Here is a 20,574-nt window from a genome sequence, read left to right on the forward strand (position 1 = left end):
GGTGGCCGTGCCAGCACATAAGCAGTCCACAGAACAACTCCCCTCCGTCCTCGGCACTGTGCACGAGGCGCCGGCGGCGGAGGAGGTTCCGCTCGAGGAGCTGACGCTCAGCGAGCGGATGGGCGAGATCGCCCGGCTCCTGCGCGAGCAATCCTCCGATTCGGAATCACTGCTCACCGCCGTCACGCAGTTCGCGGTCGATCAGGTGCCTGGTGCCTCCTTCGCGAGCATCACGCTGGTCGATCCGAAGGGCGGGATCAGCCATCCCGTGGTGATCGGTGATGCCGCGCAGCGGGTGGCCGATGTGCAGCGCGAGCTGGAGGAGGGGCCCAGTGTGGGCGCCACCTTCGAGTCCACCACGATCCTCGTCGAGGACACCGCCGACGAGCCGCGCTGGCCGCGTTTCGCAGAGGCCGCCCGGGCCGCGGGTGTGGGCTCGATCCTCTCGTTCTGCCTCTACGTGCAGAACGACGCCTACGGCACGCTCGATCTGATGGCCCGCGAGGCGAACGCCTTCGACGCCGAATCGCAGTCGATCGGCTCGCTGTTCGCGGTGCACGCCGCGGTCGCCTTCTCGGCGGTCCGGGAGAAGGAGCAGATCCGCGCCGCGCTCACCACGCGCGATGTGATCGGGCAGGCCAAGGGCATGATCATGGAGCGCTACAAGCTCGACTCCGACGGTGCCTTCCGGCTGCTGGCGCGCCTGTCCCAGGACAGCAACATCCGGCTGGCCGAGGTGGCCGAGCAGGTGATCGAGGCCGGTCCGGACTAGAAGCCGATGAGCTCGCCGTCGACGATCACGGGCCGGCCGTCGATGGCGAGCGTTCCCGCTCCGCCGGGCGCACCCGGGCGCAGGTCCTTGACGATGTCCCAGTGCAGCGAGGAATCGTTGGTGCCCTTGCATTCCGCGTAGGCACGGCCGAGGGCGATGTGCACGGTGCCCAGGATCTTCTCGTCGAGGAACAGGTCGCCGGTCCAGGTCTGGACCACGGAGCTGGTGCCGATTCCCAGCTCGCCGACCCGGGCCGACCCCGCGTCGGTGGCGATGAGCGCGCGTGCCACGTCCGCGCCCCGGGCGGCGTCGACCGCGGTCACCAGGCCGTCGGTGAATTCCAGCCGGAGGTCCTCGAAGGCGTGGCCCGCGAAGACGAAGGTGCCGGGGAAGGTGATGTGGCCGTTCACGCCATCGTCGAGCGGCGCGGTGGCCACCTCGCCGTCGGGCAGGTTGGCCTCGCCGGCGAAGAGCACGCCGAGGCGGCCGGCGACGCGCAGCGTGAGGTGGGTGTCGGGCGAGGTCACGGTGATGGTGTCCGCGGCGGTCACGGCGTCGGCGAGCGGCTGCCAGGTGCGACGGTGCGCGTCCCAGTTCTCGAGTGCGCCGGCGAAGAACTCGTCGAGCAGCGCGGAGAACGGGACATCGATCTGCGCCGCCCATTCCGCGGTGGGGACCCGGACCACGGCCCAGCGGGTCCCGCGCCAGCGCAGCGACGAGACGACACCCTTGGCCGTGCGCTGTGCCGCCAGCTTCGCGGGCAGATCGGGATCGGCGTCGGCATCGGAGTCGGGCCAGAGCATGGCGCGCAGCGAGACGTGCACGGTGGACCACTCCATGGCGGCCACCTCGACCGGGGCCGGTTCGGCGAGCTCGTCGACGGTGCGCGATGCGAGCGCGTCCGCATCGGCGAACTCGGCGGTGTACACGGTCTGGACGGCGGCACCGATGCGGGTGGCAGCGCGGATCAGGGCGTGTGCGGCGGGCGCGGCGCTGACGTCGTTGACGAAGATGCTGACCCGCGATTGCGGGGCGATCTCCAGGCGGCTCGCGATGTGGTCGGCGAGACGTGCCCACCGCGGATCGTTACTGGTCATGGTTCCTCACGTGGTCGAGTTCGGCGACGATGTCGCGAGTGGCGCGGTAGAAGGCCCGGTACGCGGCGCTCTGCCGGGCGTAGAGCGGGGCGAGCTCGGTGCGCGGATGCACCTGCTTCTCGACGGTGACCCACTCGTCCAGACGGTCCGGCGTGATGAATCCGGCGGCGCACGCGGCGAGCATCGCATCACCCTGGGCCGCACCGGATCCGCCGACCACCTCCTGGGACCGGCCGCTGATATCGGATACGGCCTGCAACCACACGGCGTTCTTGGTTCCGCCGCCCACGGCCCGGATCCGTTCGGGTGCCAGCGATTCCGCCTCGTACGCGCGGATCGCGGCCACGGCGGACTGCGCGATGCCCTCGAGTACGGCGCGGGCCATATCGCCGCGGTCGTGTTCCAGCGAGAGGCCCAGGAAGCCGCCGCGAGCGCCGGCGTCGAACAGCGGGGTGCGTTCGCCGCTGAGGTGGGGCAGGGCGAGCAGGCCGCGCGCCCCGGGACGGGATCGCGCTGCGAGATCGGCGATCTCGGCGAAGACCTCGTCGGTGCCGCCGCCCTCGGGTGCGAGGAGATCGGCGTACCAGCGGGTGAAGCTGCCCGCCGTCGCGGTACCCGCCGCGGCGATGTAGGTGTCGCGGAAGAGATACGGCGCGGGCCACAACACCTCGGAGGACACCGGCCGGTCGAGCACCTCGATGAGGAAGTGCGAGGAGCCGTACATCAGCATCATGTCCCCGGGCCGGCGGACCCCGGCGCTGAGCGCCTCCACGGCGGCGTCGGGCGCTCCGACCAGGACCGGCGTGCCCGCGCAGAGGCCGGTTGCGGCGGCGGCGCTCTCGGTGATCGCACCGACCACGTCCGACGACCACCCGAGGTCGGGTAGCTGTTCGCGACGCGGCGCGCCGGGAACACCGTCGAGATTCCACTCGTCGGTCCGCCGGTCGTACAGCGGGTGGAAGTAGGCGGCGGTGGCGCGGTCGGTGACCCAGCGCCCGGTCAGGCGCCCGGTGACGAAGGTCTGGCAGGTCACGAACAGGTGGGCGGCGGAGAAGATCTCCGGCTCGTTGTCGTGCAACCAGGCGACCTTCGGTCCCGCGGACTGAGAGGTGAGCGCGGTGCCGGAACGCGCCATGATCTCGTCGGCGCCGAGCGCCCGGGTCTGCTCGTCGATCTGGCTACCGGCGCGGGTGTCCACGCCGTAGAGGATCGCCGGCCGCAACGGATCTCCTGCGGCGTCGACGGGCAGCACGCAGGGGCCGATGCCGCTGCAGGCCACCGCCGCGATCTCCGCCGGTGCGATACCGCTCTCGGCGAGCAGCCGGGCGGTGACCTCCACGAATCCGTTCCACCACACGGCTTCCGGATCGTGCTCGACGTAGCCCGGCCGGGGCACCGTGACGCGGTGCGGCCGGCGGGCCTTCGCGGCGACGGTGCCGTCGCCGCGCAGCAGCACGCCCTTCGTCTCGTAGGTGCCGATGTCGACACCGAGCACGACTGTCATGGGCTCAGCGTTCCGCGGGGGCTCAGAGGGTGGCGCGGAAGTCGCGGACGGCGCCCATGAGCTCCTGCACGCGAGCCAGGTCGGCGCGGTTCTCGAAGACCCCGCCCTCCTTGAAGGCGGTGCCCACCACGGCACCGTCGGCGATCGCGAGCTGCTCGCCCGCGTTCGAGGCGCGCACCCCGGTGTTCACGAAGACCGGCACGGAACCGGCTGCGTCCTTGACGATCCGGAGCGACTGGGTATCGGTGGGGGCACCGGCCGTGAGCCCGGAGACGCACAGCGCATCGGGCTTGGTGGCGAAGACGGTGGTCTCGGCGATGGACTTGAGGCTGCGGTCGGCGAGGTACTGCGCCGACTCCGGCACGATGTTGAACAGCAGCTTGACGTCCTGGCCGCCGATCCGGTGCCGGTAGCGGGCCACCTCGCCCACGTTCGTGTTCCAGAGTCCGAAGTCGCTGGCGTAGACGCCGGTGAAGATCTCGCGAACCCACTTCGCCCCGGTGGCCACGGCGAGGTCGATCGAGGCGCGGCCGTCCCAGAGCACGTTGACGCCGTAGGGCACGGACATCTGCGGGAGCAGCTCGGCGATGATCCGCGCCATGGTGATGGCGGTGATCGGCTCGGTCTTGGTGAGGTACGGGAGGCTGAACTCGTTGGAGATCATCACACCGTCCACCCCGCCCGTCTGCAGGGCGTCCAGTTCGGCCTTGGCGCGGTCGACGATCGCGCCGATCCCGGCGGCGGTGTCGTAGCCCGGATCGCCCGGAAGGGCGGAGAGGTGAAGCATGGCGATGACCGGCTTCTTCGTGCTGAAGACATCGTCGAGCCAGGTGGTGGTGGTCATGATGACCGTCTCCTATTCTGCGCACACAGTCGGTACGCCTTGGGGATCAGGGGTTTTCGTGGTCCGCGCACACGGTGCGCACTCCGGCCGCGCGAACGGTCCGGACCACATCGGATTCGGGATCGGCATCGGTGACGAGCAGATCCGCCGCGTCGAGCGGTGCCACCTGAGCGAGGTGGGCTCGACCGAGCTTGGTGCGGTCGGCCACCACGATGAGCCGGTCGGCCGCCTCGATGGCGGCGCGCTTCACCGCGGTCTCCTCGCGGTGGTAGTCGCTGTACCCGCGGGTGGGATGCACGCCGGAGACGCCCATCACGTAGGTATCGCAGTTGTACCGGCGCAGCGCCGAGACCGCGTCGTCACCGATCAGGCTGAGCTCGCCGGGACGGATGGTGCCGCCCGTGAGGATGACGGTGGTGCCGGGCTCGTCGGAGAGTTCGACCGCCACCTGCACGCTGGGCGTGACCACGGTGAGCTCCAGCCGCCGGCCGCGAACGGCGCGGGCCACGGCGAGCGCAGTGCTCCCGCTGTCGAGGATCACGGTCTCGCGGGTGTGCAGCAACGCCGCCACCGCATCGCCGATGGCCTGCTTGCCGGACGACGAAGCGCCCATGCGGGTCTCGAACGAGGGCTCGACGAACTTGCCGGTGGCGATCGCCCCACCCATCACCTTGCGGACGAGCCCCTCGGCTTCGAGCACGTCGACATCGCGCCGGGCCGTCATCTCGGAGATCTGGAAGCGCGCGGCGAGCGAGGCGAAGTCGACCTCGCCCACATCCTGGACGAGGTCGCGCATCAGGCGTCGTCGCTCGGTGACGTCGGTTGCCACGGCTACCTCCTCGGGGATCCGGTGTGGAACTTGTGTGACTTTATCACATCGTGGTGACCGACGTCACGAGAAATTTCCCAGCGATCTCACAAAGGTATTGCGATCCAGGTCACATTCACCTACCGTCTGGTGTGATTTAACATCACTAGAACGATCCCTCGGAGGCATCATGACCCCACCACCGACCCTGGAGAGCTCCGGACCCGCCGGCCTGCTCGCCCGTATCGGCATCCCGCCGAGCATCGCGTGGGGATTCGCCGGCGTCTTCCTGTTCATGATCGGCGTGGGTCTTGAGATCAGCTGGCTCAGTCCGTATCTCACGGACCAGGGCATCGGCGTGAGCGTGGTCGCGTCGATCTTCTCCGTGTACGGCGTGAGCGTGTCGATCTCGTCGTGTGTCTCGGGAGTGGTCTTCGAGATCGTCGGCGCCAAGCGCACCATGCTGCTCGCCTTCGTCCTCTTCGCCGCAGGAACCGCGCTCTTCGTGGGCGTGGGCATCGGCCAGAACGCCGTGTGGGCGCTGTTCGCGGGCTACGCGATCAAGGGTTTCAGCTACCCGCTCTTCTCCTACTCCTTCCTGGTGTGGATCGCCTATCGCGCAGTGCCCCACCGGTTGAGCACCGCCTACGGCTGGTTCTGGGTCGCCTTCTCCGGCGGTATGAGCGTGGTGGGCGCCTACGGCTCGGGCCTGCTGATCGACGCCGTGGGGCCGGTACCGGTGCTCTGGTCGACGGTGCTGTTCGCCGCCCTCGGCACGGCCGCGATCGTCTTTCTCAACCGCGACGACATCAAGCCCGGCGACGCCCCCGCGGCTGAACGTTGGCGCGAGCTGTTCTCGCTGGTCACCATCCTGCGCGATGAGCCCCGGCTGTGGCTCGTGATCGGCATCCGCATCGTCAACACCCTGCCCTTGTTCGCGATGCCGGTGTTCATGCCCCTGTATCTGGAGGACTACGGCTTCACCACTGCCGAATGGCTCGCGGTGTGGGGCACCACCTGGCTCGCCAACATCGCCTTCAACCTGGTGTTCGGCTATCTCGGCGATCAGCTCGGCTGGAAGCGGGTCATCTCCTACGTCGGCGGTGTGGGGTGCGCCCTGTCGACGCTCGCCTTCTTCTACGCCCCGCAGGTCTTCGGCCACAACTTCGCGGCGCTGATGATCGCGGGCCTGTGCCTGGGGGCCTGCGTGGCCGGCTACATCCCACTGGACGCGATCGTGGCGAACTTCGTGGAGAACAACAAGGGCGCGGCGATCTCCGTGATGAACTTCGGTGCCGGACTGTCCACCCTGGTCGGCCCGCTGATCGTGGCGATCTTCGCCGAGCCCTTCGGATACACCGCGGTGGCGTGGGTGCTTGCCGGACTGTACATCTCGGTGGCCGCCGTGGTCTGGTACCTGGTGCCGCGCGGTGCGCGGGAACCCGATGCCGTCGAGGCCTGATACCGCCGGTCCGGCCGTCGTCGAGTGCGACGCCGGCCGGATCACCGGAACCGCGTCGGCGGGTGTCCGCAGGTTCCTCGGCATCCCCTACGCGCTCCCCCCGGTGGGGGCCCGTCGATTCGGGCTGCCCGAGCCCGCCCCGGCGGCGGAGGTGGCGGCGGACGCGTTCGGCCCCACCTCGCCCGCCGCGATGGTGCTACCGGAGCCGTTCACCTATCCCGAGATCCCCGGCGACGACTGGCTGACCCTCAACATCTGGGCGCCCGCCACACCCGGGACCGGCCTGCCCGTCCTGGTCTGGATCCACGGCGGCTCCTTCGCCATGGGCAGCACGGCCCAGACGATCTTCGACGGGACCTCCTTCGCCCGGGACGGCGTGGTCTTCGTCTCGGTGAACCACCGGATCGGCGTCGAGGGCTTCGCGCACCTGCCGGATGCTCCCGACAACCGGGGCCTGCGCGATCAGATCTGCGCCCTGGAATGGGTGCAGCGCAATATCGCCGCGTTCGGCGGAGATCCGGCGCGGGTCACCCTCGCCGGCGAATCGGCCGGGGCCATGAGCGCCTCGGCGCTCGCCGTGACGCCCCACGCCGGTTCCCTGTTCGCCCGGGCGATCTGCCAATCCGGCATCGCATCGGCGTATCCCGCGGATGTCGCCGCACGGTCCGCCCTGATCGCCGCCGAGCAGCTCGGCTGCTCCCCCACCGCCGCGGACCTGCAGCGGATCGATCCCCGCGAGGTGGCCGCCGCGGTCGCGGCGGTGGTCGCGGGAATGCCACCGCATCGTCAGGCCACGCTGTTCGTTCCCGCGCTCGGCGACCTCCTCCCCGAGCGGCCGGACCGCGTCCTGGCCCGGGATCGCGCAGCGATACCGATGATCATCGGCCACAACGCCGCCGAGGCCGATCTGTGGTGCACACCGGGGGTCTTCCCGCCGGACCAATCAGAGGAGGCGACCGCTGCCTGGATCGCGGAAGAACTCGGCATCCTGGGCGCCACACCGGAAATCGTCGACGCCTATCGTGGTAGCTCCGGTCAGCCCTTCGTGGACCTCGTCTCCGACGGGCTGTTCGCGGCGCCCAGCCTGCGGGCACAGCGAGGGCAGGGCGAGAACTGCTACGCCTATCTGTTCAGCTGGCCTTCGCCGCTGCTGAGCCGCACGGCCTTCCACGCGCTCGACCTCGGCTTCGCGCTCGGGAATCTCGACGATCCCGCGTTCCGGCTGCACGCGGGCACCGCGCCGCCCACGGATCTGCGCGATGCCATGCACGGCGCGTGGGTGGCATTTTGCCGCGACGGTTCTCCGGCATCGCAGTGGAGGCCGTATCGCGACGAGCGTGATCTCCATGTGTTCGGGCCGCGCGCCACACGGAACGTCGAGCTCCTCGAAGCCTGGGGCTGAGGAGACGCCGGATCCGTGCCGATACGGCGAAAGCCGGTGATGCGCAGGTCGTGCGCATCACCGGCTGCCGATCGTCACTCAGTCGTCGGTCGCACCGGACGCAGCAGCGCCGGCCGACTGATCCGCCTCGGTCTTCGCCGGGATGGAGTTGAGGCGGTCGATCGTGGACTTGATCGTTCCCACCGCTCCCTCGTTGATGGCGCAATTGCACGACACGGGGGTCTCCGGCTCGGGCTTCGGTTCGGGCTTCGCGGCCGGCTTGATGGCTTCGAGCTTGGAGATCGTGTTCTTGATCGAGTCAGTGGCACCCGGGTTGACGTCACCGCAATCGCACGCCAGCGACGGCGTGGTGGGCTCCGGCTTGGTGACCGGTTTCAGCGCCTCCAGCTTGGCGATCGCGTCCTTGACCGCCTGCGCAGCACCGGGAGCACTCGGATCACACTTGCACTCCAACGCCACCGGATCAGTCTTCGTCGCCTGCTTCAGCGCCTCCAGCTTGGCGAGCGCGTCCTTGACCGCCTGCGCCGAACCCGGAGCACTCGGATCACACTTGCACTCCAATGCCACCGGATCGGTCTGAGCTGCGGCCGCGGGTGCCGGTGCAGCGGGCGCCGGTGCGGCGACGGGTGCGACCGTCGGCGTGCTCGTCTCCGCGGCGGCCGGCCCGGCACTGAGCCCGAGCCCCATCACCACGAAGGTTGCGGCGATGATCGATGTGCCGATCCTCTTTCGCCCCATGTTCATCTGGTCTTCTCCATCTCTGTGCGCATCCTCGGATCTCGAGTCACCGTCGTCCCGCCGCGGGTTGTGGCGTATGTCGCTGGTGCAGATGCAAACGGCACAGTAGCGGGTACTTGAGTTTTTCCGCTACACAACAGCGACAATCAATACTGCGCACGAACACGTACCATTCTTAACTACAGAATTGTCTCGAAATCGAGAGGCATCGTCGCAGGTAGAACGGTTGAAAAAGTTGTTCGTGCGGCTGGCTATGCATGGGCTATTGCCCAACTAATTGTTATTTGCAATCACGCATTACGGACGTATGACAACAGTTGTTGTTGGAAGCGTACTATTCGCGGATTCGAGGAATTGATTTCGGAGCGCACTGCGCCGCGGCCACTCGCACGCCGACGCCGGGCATCGCAGGGGCCGACCCGTTCCAACGGCGACACCGAAGAGCAATGAAATCTGATTCGCGATTGCGATCACTGAGATCGTATCGATCGCGCAGCAAACGTGTCGCAAACCGGTAGCGATTTGCGATCTCATGCTGCGGCGAGCGGGCCGCCGTGCTCCACTTGTCTGCGGTGTGTCGCCTGGTTCGACACTCTGACGAAACATACGACACACGACAGCTTCAACGGGAGGAGATTCACTGTGGCATCAGAAGAGAACGTCATCCTGCTGACGTGGCCCACCACGGCCTCGGCGTACGAGGCACAGAGTCAGCTGACTGAGCTCGGCAACTCGGGTGCGGTCGAGGTTCGGGAGTCCGCCGTGGTGGAGCGCGGGGCCGACGGAACCCTCACCGTGCCGCAGGGTGACTCCGGCACCGTCGGGCTCGCCACCCTCGGAGGGAGCACCCTCGGAGTGCTGGTCGGAGTACTCGGCGGCCCCGTGGGAGCACTGCTCGGCTGGGCCAGCGGAGCACTGATCGGCGGCGCCTGGGACCTGTCCCGCGCCGACGATTCGGACTCGGTGATCGCCGCCCTGTCCAGCTCGATCCCGCCGGGCTCCAATGCCCTCATCGCCGACGTCGTCGAGGGCTCCCACGACGCCGTCGACGGCCTCGCCGCGCGGTCCGGCGCACGTCTGGTGCGCAAGCCGACCGACGAGGTCCTCGATGAGGTCGACGCGGCCGAAGAGGCGGCCGATGAGGCCGCCGCCGCGGCCCGCAAGAAGGTCCGCGAGGAGAAGAAGGCCGACCGCTCGGCGGATCGGCACGCACGAGTGAACAAGCTCAAGGACAAACTCAACATCTCCAGCGGATCGTAAGATCTCATCCGCCGACACCGTCGGTGGATTCACATCACCAAATCCGGGCCCAAGAAGCGGGCCCAACCAGGAAAGTAGGAAGTAGTGACTACTGACACCACGTCGTCGTCTTCGGCTCCGCAGGATCCGCAGCCGCGCCACTCGCTCGTCGACGAGGTCCGTGGGTACGCCTCGGACGTCGTCACCAAGGTCTGGCAGTCCGTACTGGGTATCGGCATCGTCGCGATCATCCTCGGCGCCGTCATCCTCGCCTGGCCCTCGCCCACGCTCCGCGTGGTCGGTGTGCTGTTCGCGATCTACCTGCTGCTGATCGGCATCCTGCAGCTCTACACCGTGTTCGGTCCGATCAAGTCGGAGAGCAACTGGTGGCGCTTCCTGACCTTCGTGTCGGGCGCGCTGTCGATCGTGCTCTCGGTGCTCGCCTTCCGTAGCGAGGGCGATTCGCTGGTCATGCTGGCCATCTGGATCGGTGTCGGCTGGCTCATCCAGGGCATCGTCGGCTTCGCCGTCGGCCTGGACCTGCCGAACGGCACCCCGCACCGCGTCCTGGGCATCTTCGCCTCGATCCTGTTCACGATCGCCGGTGTGATCGTCGTGATCTACCCGTACGACGCCATCGCCCCGCTGACCTACGGCACCGGCATCGCGCTGATCATCATCGGTCTCGTCGAGGTCGTGCACGCGTTCCAGATCCGGTCGTCGGCCAACAAGGCCATCCCCCAGGTCTGATCACCGCACTGCGGGTAAGCGAAACGCCCCGGACCTCACTGAGGTCCGGGGCGTTTCGTTCGCCTGCTAGCTCGAAGCGCTCGACCTACTCGTAGGTCTCGCCGGCCTCGGCCTTGGCCACCAGCGACGCCGGCGGGGTGAACTGCTCGCCGTACTTACCGGCCAGGTTCTTCGCCTGGGCGACGAAGGCCTTGGGCCCGGTGAGACCCTCGGCGGGCGTGCCCGGGCGGCCCTCGTAGCCGTTGATGTACTGCATCACGCCACCGGTCCACGCGGGGAAGCCGATGCCGAAGATGGAGCCGATGTTGGCGTCGGCCACCGATTCGAGCACGCCCTCGTCGAAGCAGCGCACCGTCTCGATCGACTCGATGAACAGCATGCGCTCCTGGAGCTCCGCGAAGTCCGGCTTCACGCTGCCCGACTTGAAGTGCTCCTGGAAGCCCTTCCACAGTCCGGTGCGCTTGCCGTCGGCGTAGTCGTAGAAGCCCGCGCCGTCCTTCTTGGACGTGCGGCCGTTCGCCACCATCCAGTCGACCACGTCGAAGGCGCCGTGCTGCGGCACCGGCTTGCCCTCGGCGGTGAGAGCGTCCTCGGTGGCCTTGCGGATCTTCTGCATCAGGGTGAGCGTGAGCTCGTCCGTCAGCTGCAGCGGCGCCGCCGGGTAGCCGGCCTGCTGACCCGCCTGCTCCAGGTACACCGGGTCGACACCCTCGCCGATGGCCGCGAGGGCCTCGTTGATGAACGTGCCGATCACGCGCGAGGTGAAGAAGCCACGGCTGTCGTGGACCACGATCGGGGTCTTCTTGATCTGCAGGGTGTAGTCGATCACCTTGGCCAGCACGGCGTCGGAGGTCTTCTCGCCCTTGATGATCTCGACCAGCGGCATCTTGTCCACGGGGCTGAAGAAGTGGATGCCGATGAAGTCCTCGGAGCGCTTGACGCCCTCGGCGAGGATGGTGATCGGCAGCGTCGAGGTGTTCGAGCCGAGGATGGCGTCGGGCTCGACGATGTCCTCGATCTCCTGGAAGACCTTGTTCTTCACCTCGACCGACTCGAACGCGGCCTCGATCACCAGATCGACACCCTTGAAGTCCTGCGGGTCGACGGTCGGGTGGATCCGGGCGAGCAGGGCGTCGGACTTCTCCTGGGTGGTGCGGCCCTTGGCGAGCGCCTTCTCCTCCAGCTTGACCGAGTAGTCCTTGCCACGCTCGGCGGCGGCCTGGTCGATGTCCTTGAGCACCACGTCGATTCCGGCCTTGGCGGAGACGTAGGCGATGGCCGCGCCCATCATGCCGGCGCCGATCACGCCGACCTTCTTGGCCTGGTACTTCTCGTAGCCCTCGGGCCGCGAGCCGCCGCCGTTGATGTGCTGCAGATCGAAGAAGAAGGCCTTGATCATGTTCTTCGACACCTGGCCGGTGGCCAGCTTGGTGAAGTAGCGCGACTCGATCTCGAGCGCGGTGTCGAAGTCCACGTAGGTGCCCTCGAAGGCGGCGGCCATGATGGCCTCCGGTGCCGGCATCGGCGCGCCCTTGAGCTGCTTGCGCAGGTTGGCCGGGAAGGCCGGGGCGTTGGGGGCCAGCGTCTTATCGATCGGCGAGCCACCGGGAATGCGGTGTCCCTTGACGTCCCACGGCTGCGCCGCGGCCTCGGGGTTGGCCTTGATCCACGCCTTGGCGGCGGGGACGAGCTCCTCGACGGTGCCCACGAGATCGTTCACGAGGCCGGTCTTCTGAGCCTTACCCGGAGCCATCTGCTGGCCCTGGAGCAGCACGCCCATGAGCGCGCCCTGCAGGCCGAGCATGCGCACGGTGCGGGTCACGCCGCCGCCACCGGGCAGCAGGCCGAGGCTGACCTCGGGAAGGCCGATCTTGCTGCCCTTGACGTCCGCCGCGATGCGGTGGTTCGCAGCGAGGGCGATCTCGAGGCCGCCGCCCAGTGCGGCGCCGTTGATGGCCGCCACCACGGGCTTGGGGAGCTTCTCGAGGCGACGGAGATCCTTCTTGATCTCCTGGACCTCGTCGAACACCTTCTGCGCATCGGCCTTGGTGGCCTTGCGGATCTCGGTGAGGTTGCCGCCGGCGAAGAAGGTCTTCTTCGCCGAGGTCAGCACGACGCCGGTGATGGAGTCCACCTCGGCCTCGAGACGGTCCACGGTGGCCCGCATCGAGGTGCCGTACAGCTCGTTCATGGTGTTCGCGGAGCTGTTCGGATCGTCCATCGTCAGCGTGACGATGCCGTCGGCGTCCTGCTCCCAGCGGATCATGTTGTCAGACATGTATTTCTAGTCTCCTGTAGTTCCGTCGGGCGTCAGATGCGCTCGATGATGGTGGCCGAGCCCATGCCGCCGGCGATGCACAGGGTGATCAGGCCGTAGCGGCCGCCCGTGCGCTCCAGCTCGTCGAGCACGGTGCCCACCAGCATGGCGCCGGTGGCGCCGAGCGGGTGTCCGAGGGCGATGGCGCCGCCGTTGACGTTGACCTGCTCACGATCGAGCTTGAAGTCCTTCATCCACTTCAGGACGACCGAGGCGAAGGCCTCGTTCAGCTCCCAGACGTCGATGTCGTCCTTGGTCAGGCCGGCCTTGGCCAGCACCTTCTCGGTGGCCGGGGTGGGGCCGGTCAGCATGATCGTGGGGTCGGCACCGGTCGAGGCGGTGGCCACGATGCGGCCGCGGGGCGTGAGGCCGGCCTTCTTGCCGCCGGCCTCGTTGCCGACGAGCACCAGGGCGGCACCGTCGACGATGCCCGAGCTGTTGCCGCCCGTGTGCACGTGGTCGATCTTCTCGACGGTGGTGTACTTCTGCAGCGCCACGGCGTCGAAGCCGCCCATCTCACCGATCACGGTGAACGCGGGGCGCAGCTTGCCGAGGTCGGCGGCGGTGGTGCCGGGGCGACGGTGCTCGTCGTTGTCGAGAACGACGAGGCCGTTCTGATCCTTGACCGGCACGACCGACTTCGCGAAGCGACCCTCGTCCCACGCCTTGGCGGCGAGGTCCTGCGACTCGGCGGAGTACTGGTCGACGTCATCGCGGGAGAAGCCCTCGATGGTGGCGATCAGGTCGGCACCGATGCCCTGGGGCGCGATGTAGTTGTCGTAGCTGTACTGCGGGTCGTAGAACAGGGCGCCGAAGTCGGAGCCCATGGGCACGCGCGACATGGACTCGACGCCACCGGCGAGCACCAGGTCGTCGCCCAGGCCGGAGCCGACCTTCTGCGCGGCCATGTTGGTGGCCTCGAGGCCCGAGGCGCAGAACCGGTTGATCTGCACACCGGCGACGGTGTCGGGCAAACCGGCCACGATCGACGCGGTGCGCGCGATGTCGGCACCCTGCTCGCCGACCGGCGAGACCACGCCCAGCACGATGTCGTCGACGGCACCCGGATCCAGGTTCGGATTCCGGTCCTTGATCTCGTCGATGAGCCCCACCACGAGGTCGGTGGGCTTGATGGCGGTCAGCGAGCCGCCCTTGAGCTTGCCACGCGGCGTACGGATCGCCTCGTAGATGAATGCGTCAGACACTTGGTCTTCCCGTCCTTTCGAAGAAGGTGTTCGGACTCCCCTGGTCCAGCGCAGAGCCCGTCCGACTACAGGCTAACCGTGTGTAGCTTATTTGGAAAGATCTGCACGTAGATCGACACATATAACCGGTTTCATGGGCTATCGTGACGTTAATCATGGCAACTCCGAACACACGCCTGCGCCCCGCCGAGCGGCGTCGACAGCTGGTCGACGTGGCCACCGGCCTGTTCCTCGAGCGCGGCTACGGGAACGTCGCGGTGGCGGACATCGCACGGGCCGCCGGCATCAGCGGCCCCAGCGTGTACCGGCACTTCCCGGACAAGGAGGCGATCCTCGCCGCCGCGATGCGCTCGGCGGTCGACGAGATGTCCGCCGCCACCGACGCGGCACTTGCGCGGCCCGGTGCCAGCTTCGACGATCTCGCCGCCGCCGTCTTCGCGATGGCGGTCGACAACCCCGGCCCGCTCGCGCTGTGGCGCTGGAACCGGCGACACCTGACCGCCGAGCAGGCTCGCGAGATGATCGCGGCCAGCGAGGGCGTGCTCGGCCGCTGGACCGAGGTGCTGCGCCGCGATCACCCCGAGGTCACCGACGACGACGCCAGGGTCCTCGCCTGGGCCGTCCTGGCCGTCGGAGGTTCGGTGCCGCCCAGTCGCGGCCGGATCGGGACCCGCCGGTACCGCGGGGATCTCGAGCGGATCAGCGAGCGCGTGCTGCGCGCCGCACCGTCGATGGCGCCGGAGTTGCCCGCTCCCCCGGCTCGTCGCGCCCCCGTGGTCCGCAGCGACGAGATCCTCGATGCCGCGTCGGAGCTGTTCTTCTCCCGCGGCTACAGCACGGTGGGGATGGACGACATCGGTGCCGCCGTGGGCATTTCGGGGCCGAGCGTGTACGGGCACTTCCCCTCGAAGGCGTCGATCCTGGTGGGCGTCGTGGGCCGGGCCCGCGCGGCGCTGGAGATCGGGGTGCTGGGCGCGGCCGCCCAGGCCGACGGTGACCCCGTGGCCGAGCTGCGCGCCCTGGTGCGTTCCTACGCCGCGAATCTGGTGGCCTCCACCGATCTCGCGGTGGCCTTCACGGTGGGCCGCGAGGTGGTCATCGAATCCGGTGGCGAGGCACTGCTCGCGGCGCAGAAGGCCTATCTCGCACGGTGGGTCGCGCTACTGGAGGCCGGTGGCGAGGTCGACGGTGCCGGCGCCCGCATCGCCGTCGGCGCTGCCATGACCATCGCCAACGACTTCGCCCGCACCCGCCGCCTCCGCCGGCGCCCGCGGTTCTACGACGAACTCGTCGCCCTCATGGACGCCGCCCTCGGCATCTGATCAGCGCGCGCGCGATCGCAACCTCCGGAGCATCCGGGCATCGGTGAACCCGACCGCGTGCGCGGCGGATTCCACGGTCGCGCCCTGATCGATGAGCAGGGACGCATGCTCCACTCGCACCGCTTGCTGATACCGGAGCGGGGTGGTCCCCAGTTCGGATTCGAAGGCCCGCGACAGGGTCCGCGCGCTGACTCCGACCGCGGACGCGAGTTCGCCGAGCGGAACGGTCTGCGAGAACCGGCTGTCGATCAGGTCGAGGGCACGGTGCACGGCGTCGTTGACATGCGCGCGGTGCCGCAGCATCACGGAATGCTGTGATGCGTGACCGTTCCTGCGCGCGTAGACCACCATCGCGCGGGACACCGCTGCGGCGGCGGCCGGTCCGTGGCGGTCTGCGAGCAGCGCCAGCGTGGCGTCGATGCCGCTCGCGATACCCGCCGACGTGCGGACGGTCCCGTCCGTCACGTGCAGTACGTCGCGGACCACGGTGGCCGCTGGGTTGCGCACCGCCAGCCGATCGCACAGCTCGTGGTGCGTCGTGCAGCGGCGCCCGTCCAACAGGCCCGCCGCTCCGAGTGCGAACGCGCCCGCGCACACCGCCATCACGGTTCCGCCGGCGTCGTGGTGGTCGGTGAGCCAACGCAGTGTCTCCGTCGACGCCGGCACTCGGCCCGTGTCGGTTCGCCATCCGGGAACCACGATGATGTCCGACGTGCGCAGCATGGGGAAGGTGGTCTCCGCGACGAGCGGTAGTCCCTGATGGCTCGCGACCTGTGACGACTCGCCCACGTACCGCGGGCGGTATTCGTGTCCCAGGTCCGTTGCCGCGCCGAAGGCCTGGGCCGGCCCGGCGACGTCGAGCAGGTGCACCCCGGGGAGCAGGAGGACTGCGACCGTCGTGGGACTCACACCGGCATCATGCCGCGGGGGCGGCGGCCTCGTCGAGCGTGCGGATCGTCGCGAACCTCCCTGCGAGGGCGAATTCGGTCCGCTCGATGATCGCGTCGGTTCCGAGGACTTCGCCGGTGTCGGGACGGATGATCGGGAAGGTCGCGGTCGCCTCGGTGACGAAGTCGACGTCGAAGCCCAGGTCGGCCGCCAGCCGCGTCGTCGTCTCGCAGCACTGTTCGGTCTGGATGCCGGCGATCGTCAGGCTGCGTACGCCCTGCTGCTGCAGGATCCGTCCGAGCTCGGTGCTCGTGAAGGCATTGCGAGTCGTCTTCGTCAGGACCGGCTCCTCCGCCCGCGGTACCAATCCCGGCTGCAGGGCGACGTGACCCGAATCCGGATCGAAGACGTCGCCGGTGCCCGGCTCGCTGTGGAGAATCCACACCACCAGATCGTTCCGTTCACGAGCGGCGTCGACGAGACGGTTCACATCGTCGACGATGTCCGGATTCGACACGTCCGCCCAGTTCTCCCGGTATCGGAAGGAGTCCTGGACATCGATCACCAGCAGTGCGTTCATGGCATCCATCGTGGCCGGTGAGGGCCGCCTCGGACAGGCTCGATCGAGCCGGTGACCGGAACGATCCGGTCACCGGGGCTCGGTGCGCCTCACCAGCCGTTGACGTGCAGGACCGTGTCGAGCGGGGCACGCTTGGCGGGCTTGAAATCGGTGCCCTTGGTGTAGGCCACGGGCAGCAGCACGCCCTGGCGGATGTTCTCCGGCAGGCCGAGGGCCTCGGCGACCTCGCGCTCGTAGACCAGGTGCAGCGTGGTCCATGCGGAACCGAGGCCGCGCTCACGGAGCGCCAGGGACAGGCTCCACGCCGCGGGCAGCAGGGATCCCCACACGCCGGCCTGGTTGCCCTCGGGCAGTTCGCCGCCCGGCACGTGGATCGCGCCGATCACGAGGGCGGGCACCTCATGCATGACGTCCGCGAGGTACTGGGCGCTGGAGGCCACCTTCTCGGCGGTCTGCAGGTCCTTCGGCGGGTTCTTGGCACGGGCCTCGGCACCGGCCGCGGCGTAGGCGGCGAACGACCGGGCGTAGTACTCGGCCACGATCCGCTTCTTCTCCGGGTCGGTCAGCACGATCCAGTGCCAGCCCTGCGCATTGCTGCCGGACGGGGCCTGCAGCGCCACCTCGAGCGCGTCCGTGATCACCTCCAGCGGGACGGGCCGCTCGAGGTCGAGGCGCTTGCGCACCGACCGGGTGGAGGTGAGTACTTCGTCGGCACTCAGGTTCAGGTGGGGAATCGACTCGGTCATGACCTACCTCAACGACCTCGAGGGGCGCCGGCATTCCCCCGCTTGGCCCGTTCCAGCGAGGCCAGGGACTTCTTCGCCGCGGCCAGTTCGGCCTGCAATTCGGCGACGCGGTCCGCGGCGGCCTCACGCGCGGCCGAGAGCACATCGTCGACCGCGGCCTGGGCCTCCTTGTCACCGAGGGCGACGAGGGCCTTCTGCACCGGGGCGAGAGGCACGTCGCGCGCACCGGCCGGCTTCTGCGCGTTCCGGGTCACCTTCATCACGGCGGCGTTGTCGGCACCCACGTACACCGTGATCGCCACCGACTTCGCCGTGCCCGGCGCCGGCTTCGCCGCGGCGGGCCTGGCCGCCGATTTCACCGGCTTGACCGGCTTCGGCGCTTTGGTGGCGCGCAACTCCCGCGCGTCGTAGGGCAACTGATCGTCGACCCCCGCGGGCCGGACGGTGACGGTGGTCCCCGACACCTCCAGCACCTTCGCGGAGGCGCCCGCGGACAGCCCCAAGCTGGGCACCGCCTCGATCAGGTACACCGTGGGCCGTTTACCGTCCGCCAGCGCCGCGGCGTACCGCTCCAGATCCGCCGCCGTGAGCGTCTGCTCCGCCACTACTTGACTCCCTTCGCGATCACCGGGATCACGTCATTGGCAACGGTATCGAGAGCGAGCGGGCCGCCGTACAGCAGGGCGTCGACACTGCTGCTGCTGTCGATGATCACGATGGGAGCACCGTAGGTCAGGGACGACGGAAGGCCGTCGTACCCGCCGTTGCCGGCGCCGGGGTCGGTGCGCGCCACGATGGTCCGGTCCACGGAGCTGGTGCTCACCGCCGTGTACAGGTCGGACGATCCCAGCGTGAGCCACGACGAGCCGCTGCCCTTCGACGGGACCTGCATCGCGAAGCCCAGCTGCCCCAGCATCTGGAAGGGGCTCGCGGAGGTCGTCGCCAGCCGGGTGGACTGACCGTCGTAGTGCACGAGGTCCACCTTCTTGCCGGTGAAGTCCGGGTGCGCCGCGCGCAGCTCGGTGATCCGCTGCTCGTACCGCTTGCGCAGTTCGGCGGCGCGATCCTTGGCGCCCAGGGCTTCGGCGATGAAGGCCATCTGCTCCTGCCAGGTCCAGCCCTTGCTACCCGCCTGGGACACCGCGATGCTGTTCGCCACCGTCTTCAGGTCCTTGGCCTTATCGGCCGCCGCCGGATCGGTGTCGATGATCAGATCGGGTTTGGCCTTCTCGATCACCGACCGGTCCGGGTTGACCGACGTGCCCGCGGTCGGGACGCTCTTCAGCGCCGGAACCCAGGACGGCAGTTCCGATTTCGGTCCGTTTCCTCCCGCGACGACGTCGAATCCGAGGGCGGAGACGATCTCCGCGTCCCCCGGCCCCAGGGCCACGATGCGGCCGGGTCGTTTGTCGATCTTGGTGTCGCCGTTGATGTCCGTCACCGTGCGGGCGCTCCAGGAGTCGAGGGCCGGCAGGTCGGACGACGATCCACCACCCTTGAAGGCGAACAGCCCGACGGCGATCGCGATCAGGACCACCACTGCGGCGGACGCCCCGATGATCAGCGGGCGACGGCTCTTCGCGGTCGACTGCTGCGGCGGCGCCATGCTCGGATTGCTCGGACTGCTCGGCCCGCCGTAGAACTGCGCGGGCGCACCGCCACCGGGCGGGGGCCCCGCGTAACCCGGCGTCCCCTGAGCCGGGTTGAAGCCCGTGGGCAGCGCCGGATTCGACGGGGTGCCCTGCCAATTCGTGCCGCTCGGCGGCGGCGGGGGCGCCATTCCCGCGGCGCCCGACATCCGGCGTGCCGCCGCCGATAGCGCATCCGCGAACTCACCCGCGGAGTTGTACCGTTCGGCGGGATTCTTGGCCATCGCTCTACCGAGCACGTAGTCGATCTCGGGCGAGAGGTCAGGCCGCTTGATCCGCACGCTCGGCGGGTTCTGGCTGATGTGGGCGAGCATGAGCTGCCCGGAGATCGTGGTGCTGAACGGCGGGGCGCCCGTGAGCAGTACAACGGCCGCGCACGCCAGGGAGTAGATGTCGGCGCGCTGGTCGATCGGGTTGCCGAGCAGCGCCTCCGGGGCGGTGTACGCCAACGTGCCGACCACCGTGCCGGTCTGGGTGTGCTGGCCGACCTCGGTCTGCGCGGCGCCGATGCCGAAGTCGGCGAGCTTGACCTGCTCGCCGCGGCGGCCGCGGTCCACCAGGAAGTTGGCCGGTTTGACGTCGCGGTGGAGGATGCCGTGGCCGTGGGCCTCGTCGAGTGCGTCCGCCACCTGCTCGATCACGGAGACGGCGCGGTCCAGGCTGAACGGCCCCTCACGCTGCACGATCTGGGCGACGTTGCCGCCCTCGACCAGCTCCATCGCGATCCACAGGTGTCCGTCGGATTCGCCACGGTCGTAGACGTCGACGATGTGCGGATGCTTGAGCCCGGCCACGATATCGGCCTCGCGGTCGAAGCGAGCGCGCACCGACGGATCGGCGGAGAACTGGCTCTGCAGCACCTTCAGCGCCACCGACCGCGGCAGCGTGCGGTGCCGCACGCGGTAGACCGTGCCCATGCCGCCGGTCCCCAGGACCGACTCGACCACGTACCCCGCGATCACCTCACCCGGTTCGGCCACCTCGCCGACACCTCCATTCCCCTGCACGTTCGCAGCGAGACGAATCTACCGCGCCGCAGGTTGCCGGGTGCTTAAGGCGAGGTTGGAGGCGGACCCGGGGGTTCGTCCTTGGGCTGCGTCCATCGGGGAGCACCGGGCTCGCGGCGGGGACGGCGGGCGGGCCCGCCGGGCTCGTCGTCGTGGTCGCGGCGCACCCAGCGACCCGCGTCGGTCTTGCGCTGGGCGCCGGTCCCGCGCTCGAAGGGCGGCGGCGGGGCCGGGCGCACGGGCC

At 68.9% G+C, this 20,574-nt stretch carries 18 protein-coding genes and 1 pseudogene; 6 read left to right on the forward strand and 13 right to left on the reverse strand.

All coding sequences use genetic code 11. The features are described 5' to 3' along the window. Positions 1 to 7 precede the first annotated feature (7 nt). Positions 8 to 772, forward strand: a complete 765-nt coding sequence (locus ABD108_RS18865; protein WP_308443056.1) for a GAF and ANTAR domain-containing protein — start codon at positions 8 to 10, stop codon at positions 770 to 772. Here the strand turns inward: ABD108_RS18865 and ABD108_RS18870 are convergent. The 4 genes from ABD108_RS18870 to ABD108_RS18885 are packed head-to-tail and all read right to left on the reverse strand — an operon-like array spanning position 769 to position 5,013. Then, on the reverse strand, positions 769 to 1,869 hold the full coding sequence (locus ABD108_RS18870; RefSeq protein WP_343931073.1) for an aminopeptidase: 1,101 nt from the start codon (positions 1,867 to 1,869) through the stop codon (positions 769 to 771). The genes ABD108_RS18865 and ABD108_RS18870 overlap by 4 nt on opposite strands. Next, positions 1,859 to 3,373 (reverse strand): FGGY-family carbohydrate kinase, encoded by a 1,515-nt coding sequence (locus ABD108_RS18875; RefSeq protein WP_220656915.1) that lies wholly within the window; start codon positions 3,371 to 3,373, stop codon positions 1,859 to 1,861. Before ABD108_RS18875 ends, ABD108_RS18870 begins: the two co-directional genes overlap by 11 nt. A gap of 22 nt (positions 3,374 to 3,395) precedes the next feature. After that, a complete protein-coding gene (locus tag ABD108_RS18880) occupies positions 3,396 to 4,217 on the reverse strand; it encodes a BtpA/SgcQ family protein (protein ID WP_220656916.1) in 822 nt (273 codons plus the stop codon). Between the two features lie 46 nt (positions 4,218 to 4,263). After that, entirely contained in the window at positions 4,264 to 5,013 is a 750-nt protein-coding gene (locus tag ABD108_RS18885; protein ID WP_425579802.1) for a DeoR/GlpR family DNA-binding transcription regulator, read from the reverse strand. A gap of 202 nt (positions 5,014 to 5,215) precedes the next feature. Between ABD108_RS18885 and ABD108_RS18890 the strand changes: the two genes are divergently transcribed. Then, positions 5,216 to 6,487, forward strand: coding sequence for an MFS transporter (locus tag ABD108_RS18890; protein ID WP_343931074.1), 1,272 nt, complete (start codon positions 5,216 to 5,218; stop codon positions 6,485 to 6,487). Then, on the forward strand, positions 6,471 to 7,889 hold the full coding sequence (locus tag ABD108_RS18895; protein WP_343931075.1) for a carboxylesterase/lipase family protein: 1,419 nt from the start codon (positions 6,471 to 6,473) through the stop codon (positions 7,887 to 7,889). Before ABD108_RS18890 ends, ABD108_RS18895 begins: the two co-directional genes overlap by 17 nt. A 78-nt stretch (positions 7,890 to 7,967) precedes the next feature. Here the strand turns inward: ABD108_RS18895 and ABD108_RS18900 are convergent, their stop codons facing one another. Then, positions 7,968 to 8,633, reverse strand: a complete 666-nt coding sequence (locus ABD108_RS18900) for a hypothetical protein (RefSeq protein WP_343931076.1) — start codon at positions 8,631 to 8,633, stop codon at positions 7,968 to 7,970. Between the two features lie 636 nt (positions 8,634 to 9,269). Here ABD108_RS18900 and ABD108_RS18905 point away from each other — a divergent pair. Together ABD108_RS18905 and ABD108_RS18910 are read left to right on the forward strand one after the other, a co-directional pair. Beyond that, positions 9,270 to 9,887 carry a DUF1269 domain-containing protein gene (locus ABD108_RS18905; RefSeq protein WP_220656920.1) on the forward strand — a complete coding sequence of 206 codons (618 nt, stop codon included), beginning with the start codon at positions 9,270 to 9,272 and terminating at the stop codon, positions 9,885 to 9,887. An 84-nt stretch (positions 9,888 to 9,971) separates the two neighbouring features. Then, positions 9,972 to 10,616: an HdeD family acid-resistance protein gene (locus ABD108_RS18910; protein ID WP_220656921.1), complete on the forward strand. Its 645-nt coding sequence runs from the start codon at positions 9,972 to 9,974 to the stop codon at positions 10,614 to 10,616. A gap of 85 nt (positions 10,617 to 10,701) precedes the next feature. Here ABD108_RS18910 and ABD108_RS18915 read toward each other — a convergent pair whose 3' ends face one another. Together ABD108_RS18915 and ABD108_RS18920 are read right to left on the reverse strand one after the other, a co-directional pair. After that, positions 10,702 to 12,894, reverse strand: a complete 2,193-nt coding sequence (locus tag ABD108_RS18915; protein WP_220656922.1) for a 3-hydroxyacyl-CoA dehydrogenase NAD-binding domain-containing protein — start codon at positions 12,892 to 12,894, stop codon at positions 10,702 to 10,704. Positions 12,895 to 12,926: 32 nt separating this feature from the next. Beyond that, positions 12,927 to 14,138 (reverse strand): acetyl-CoA C-acetyltransferase, encoded by a 1,212-nt coding sequence (locus tag ABD108_RS18920; protein ID WP_343931077.1) that lies wholly within the window; start codon positions 14,136 to 14,138, stop codon positions 12,927 to 12,929. 155 nt (positions 14,139 to 14,293) lie between these two features. Between ABD108_RS18920 and ABD108_RS18925 the strand changes: the two genes are divergently transcribed. Further along, the gene (locus ABD108_RS18925; protein ID WP_343931078.1) at positions 14,294 to 15,460 is read left to right on the forward strand and encodes a TetR/AcrR family transcriptional regulator; all 1,167 of its coding nucleotides are present in this window, start codon (positions 14,294 to 14,296) and stop codon (positions 15,458 to 15,460) included. Here the strand turns inward: ABD108_RS18925 and ABD108_RS18930 are convergent, their stop codons facing one another. The 6 genes and pseudogenes from ABD108_RS18930 to ABD108_RS18955 form a co-directional block, all read right to left on the reverse strand. After that, the gene (locus ABD108_RS18930; RefSeq protein ID WP_220656925.1) at positions 15,461 to 16,369 is read right to left on the reverse strand and encodes a GlxA family transcriptional regulator; all 909 of its coding nucleotides are present in this window, start codon (positions 16,367 to 16,369) and stop codon (positions 15,461 to 15,463) included. A gap of 7 nt (positions 16,370 to 16,376) precedes the next feature. After that, positions 16,377 to 16,928: a cysteine hydrolase family protein gene (locus ABD108_RS18935; protein WP_220656926.1), complete on the reverse strand. Its 552-nt coding sequence runs from the start codon at positions 16,926 to 16,928 to the stop codon at positions 16,377 to 16,379. Between the two features lie 89 nt (positions 16,929 to 17,017). After that, positions 17,018 to 17,674, reverse strand: a complete 657-nt coding sequence (locus tag ABD108_RS18940; RefSeq protein WP_220656927.1) for a nitroreductase family protein — start codon at positions 17,672 to 17,674, stop codon at positions 17,018 to 17,020. A gap of 8 nt (positions 17,675 to 17,682) precedes the next feature. Beyond that, positions 17,683 to 18,279, reverse strand: a complete 597-nt coding sequence (locus ABD108_RS18945; RefSeq protein WP_220656928.1) for a hypothetical protein — start codon at positions 18,277 to 18,279, stop codon at positions 17,683 to 17,685. Next, positions 18,279 to 20,303 (reverse strand): serine/threonine-protein kinase, encoded by a 2,025-nt coding sequence (locus ABD108_RS18950; RefSeq protein ID WP_343931079.1) that lies wholly within the window; start codon positions 20,301 to 20,303, stop codon positions 18,279 to 18,281. The genes ABD108_RS18945 and ABD108_RS18950 overlap by 1 nt, the downstream gene beginning before the upstream one ends. 71 nt (positions 20,304 to 20,374) lie before the next feature. Further along, positions 20,375 to 20,574: pseudogene (locus tag ABD108_RS18955) on the reverse strand (hypothetical protein); the annotation flags it as partial.

The sequence above is a fragment of the Tsukamurella strandjordii genome, from assembly GCF_039525985.1.
GTDB lineage: Bacteria > Actinomycetota > Actinomycetes > Mycobacteriales > Mycobacteriaceae > Tsukamurella > Tsukamurella strandjordii.

Bases quoted from the DNA above. Each gene is read 5' to 3' on its own strand.
- ABD108_RS18870 (WP_343931073.1), bottom strand. From the start codon at position 1,869: ATGACCAGTAACGATCCGCGGTGGGCACGTCTCGCCGACCACATCGCG.
- ABD108_RS18875 (WP_220656915.1), bottom strand. From the start codon at position 3,373: ATGACAGTCGTGCTCGGTGTCGACATCGGCACCTACGAGACGAAGGGC.
- ABD108_RS18880 (WP_220656916.1), bottom strand. From the start codon at position 4,217: ATGACCACCACCACCTGGCTCGACGATGTCTTCAGCACGAAGAAGCCG.
- ABD108_RS18885 (WP_425579802.1), bottom strand. From the start codon at position 5,013: ATGCGCGACCTCGTCCAGGATGTGGGCGAGGTCGACTTCGCCTCGCTC.
- ABD108_RS18890 (WP_343931074.1), top strand. From the start codon at position 5,216: ATGACCCCACCACCGACCCTGGAGAGCTCCGGACCCGCCGGCCTGCTC.
- ABD108_RS18895 (WP_343931075.1), top strand. From the start codon at position 6,471: ATGCCGTCGAGGCCTGATACCGCCGGTCCGGCCGTCGTCGAGTGCGAC.
- ABD108_RS18900 (WP_343931076.1), bottom strand. From the start codon at position 8,633: ATGAACATGGGGCGAAAGAGGATCGGCACATCGATCATCGCCGCAACC.
- ABD108_RS18915 (WP_220656922.1), bottom strand. From the start codon at position 12,894: ATGTCTGACAACATGATCCGCTGGGAGCAGGACGCCGACGGCATCGTC.
- ABD108_RS18925 (WP_343931078.1), top strand. From the start codon at position 14,294: ATGGCAACTCCGAACACACGCCTGCGCCCCGCCGAGCGGCGTCGACAG.
- ABD108_RS18935 (WP_220656926.1), bottom strand. From the start codon at position 16,928: ATGAACGCACTGCTGGTGATCGATGTCCAGGACTCCTTCCGATACCGG.
- ABD108_RS18940 (WP_220656927.1), bottom strand. From the start codon at position 17,674: ATGACCGAGTCGATTCCCCACCTGAACCTGAGTGCCGACGAAGTACTC.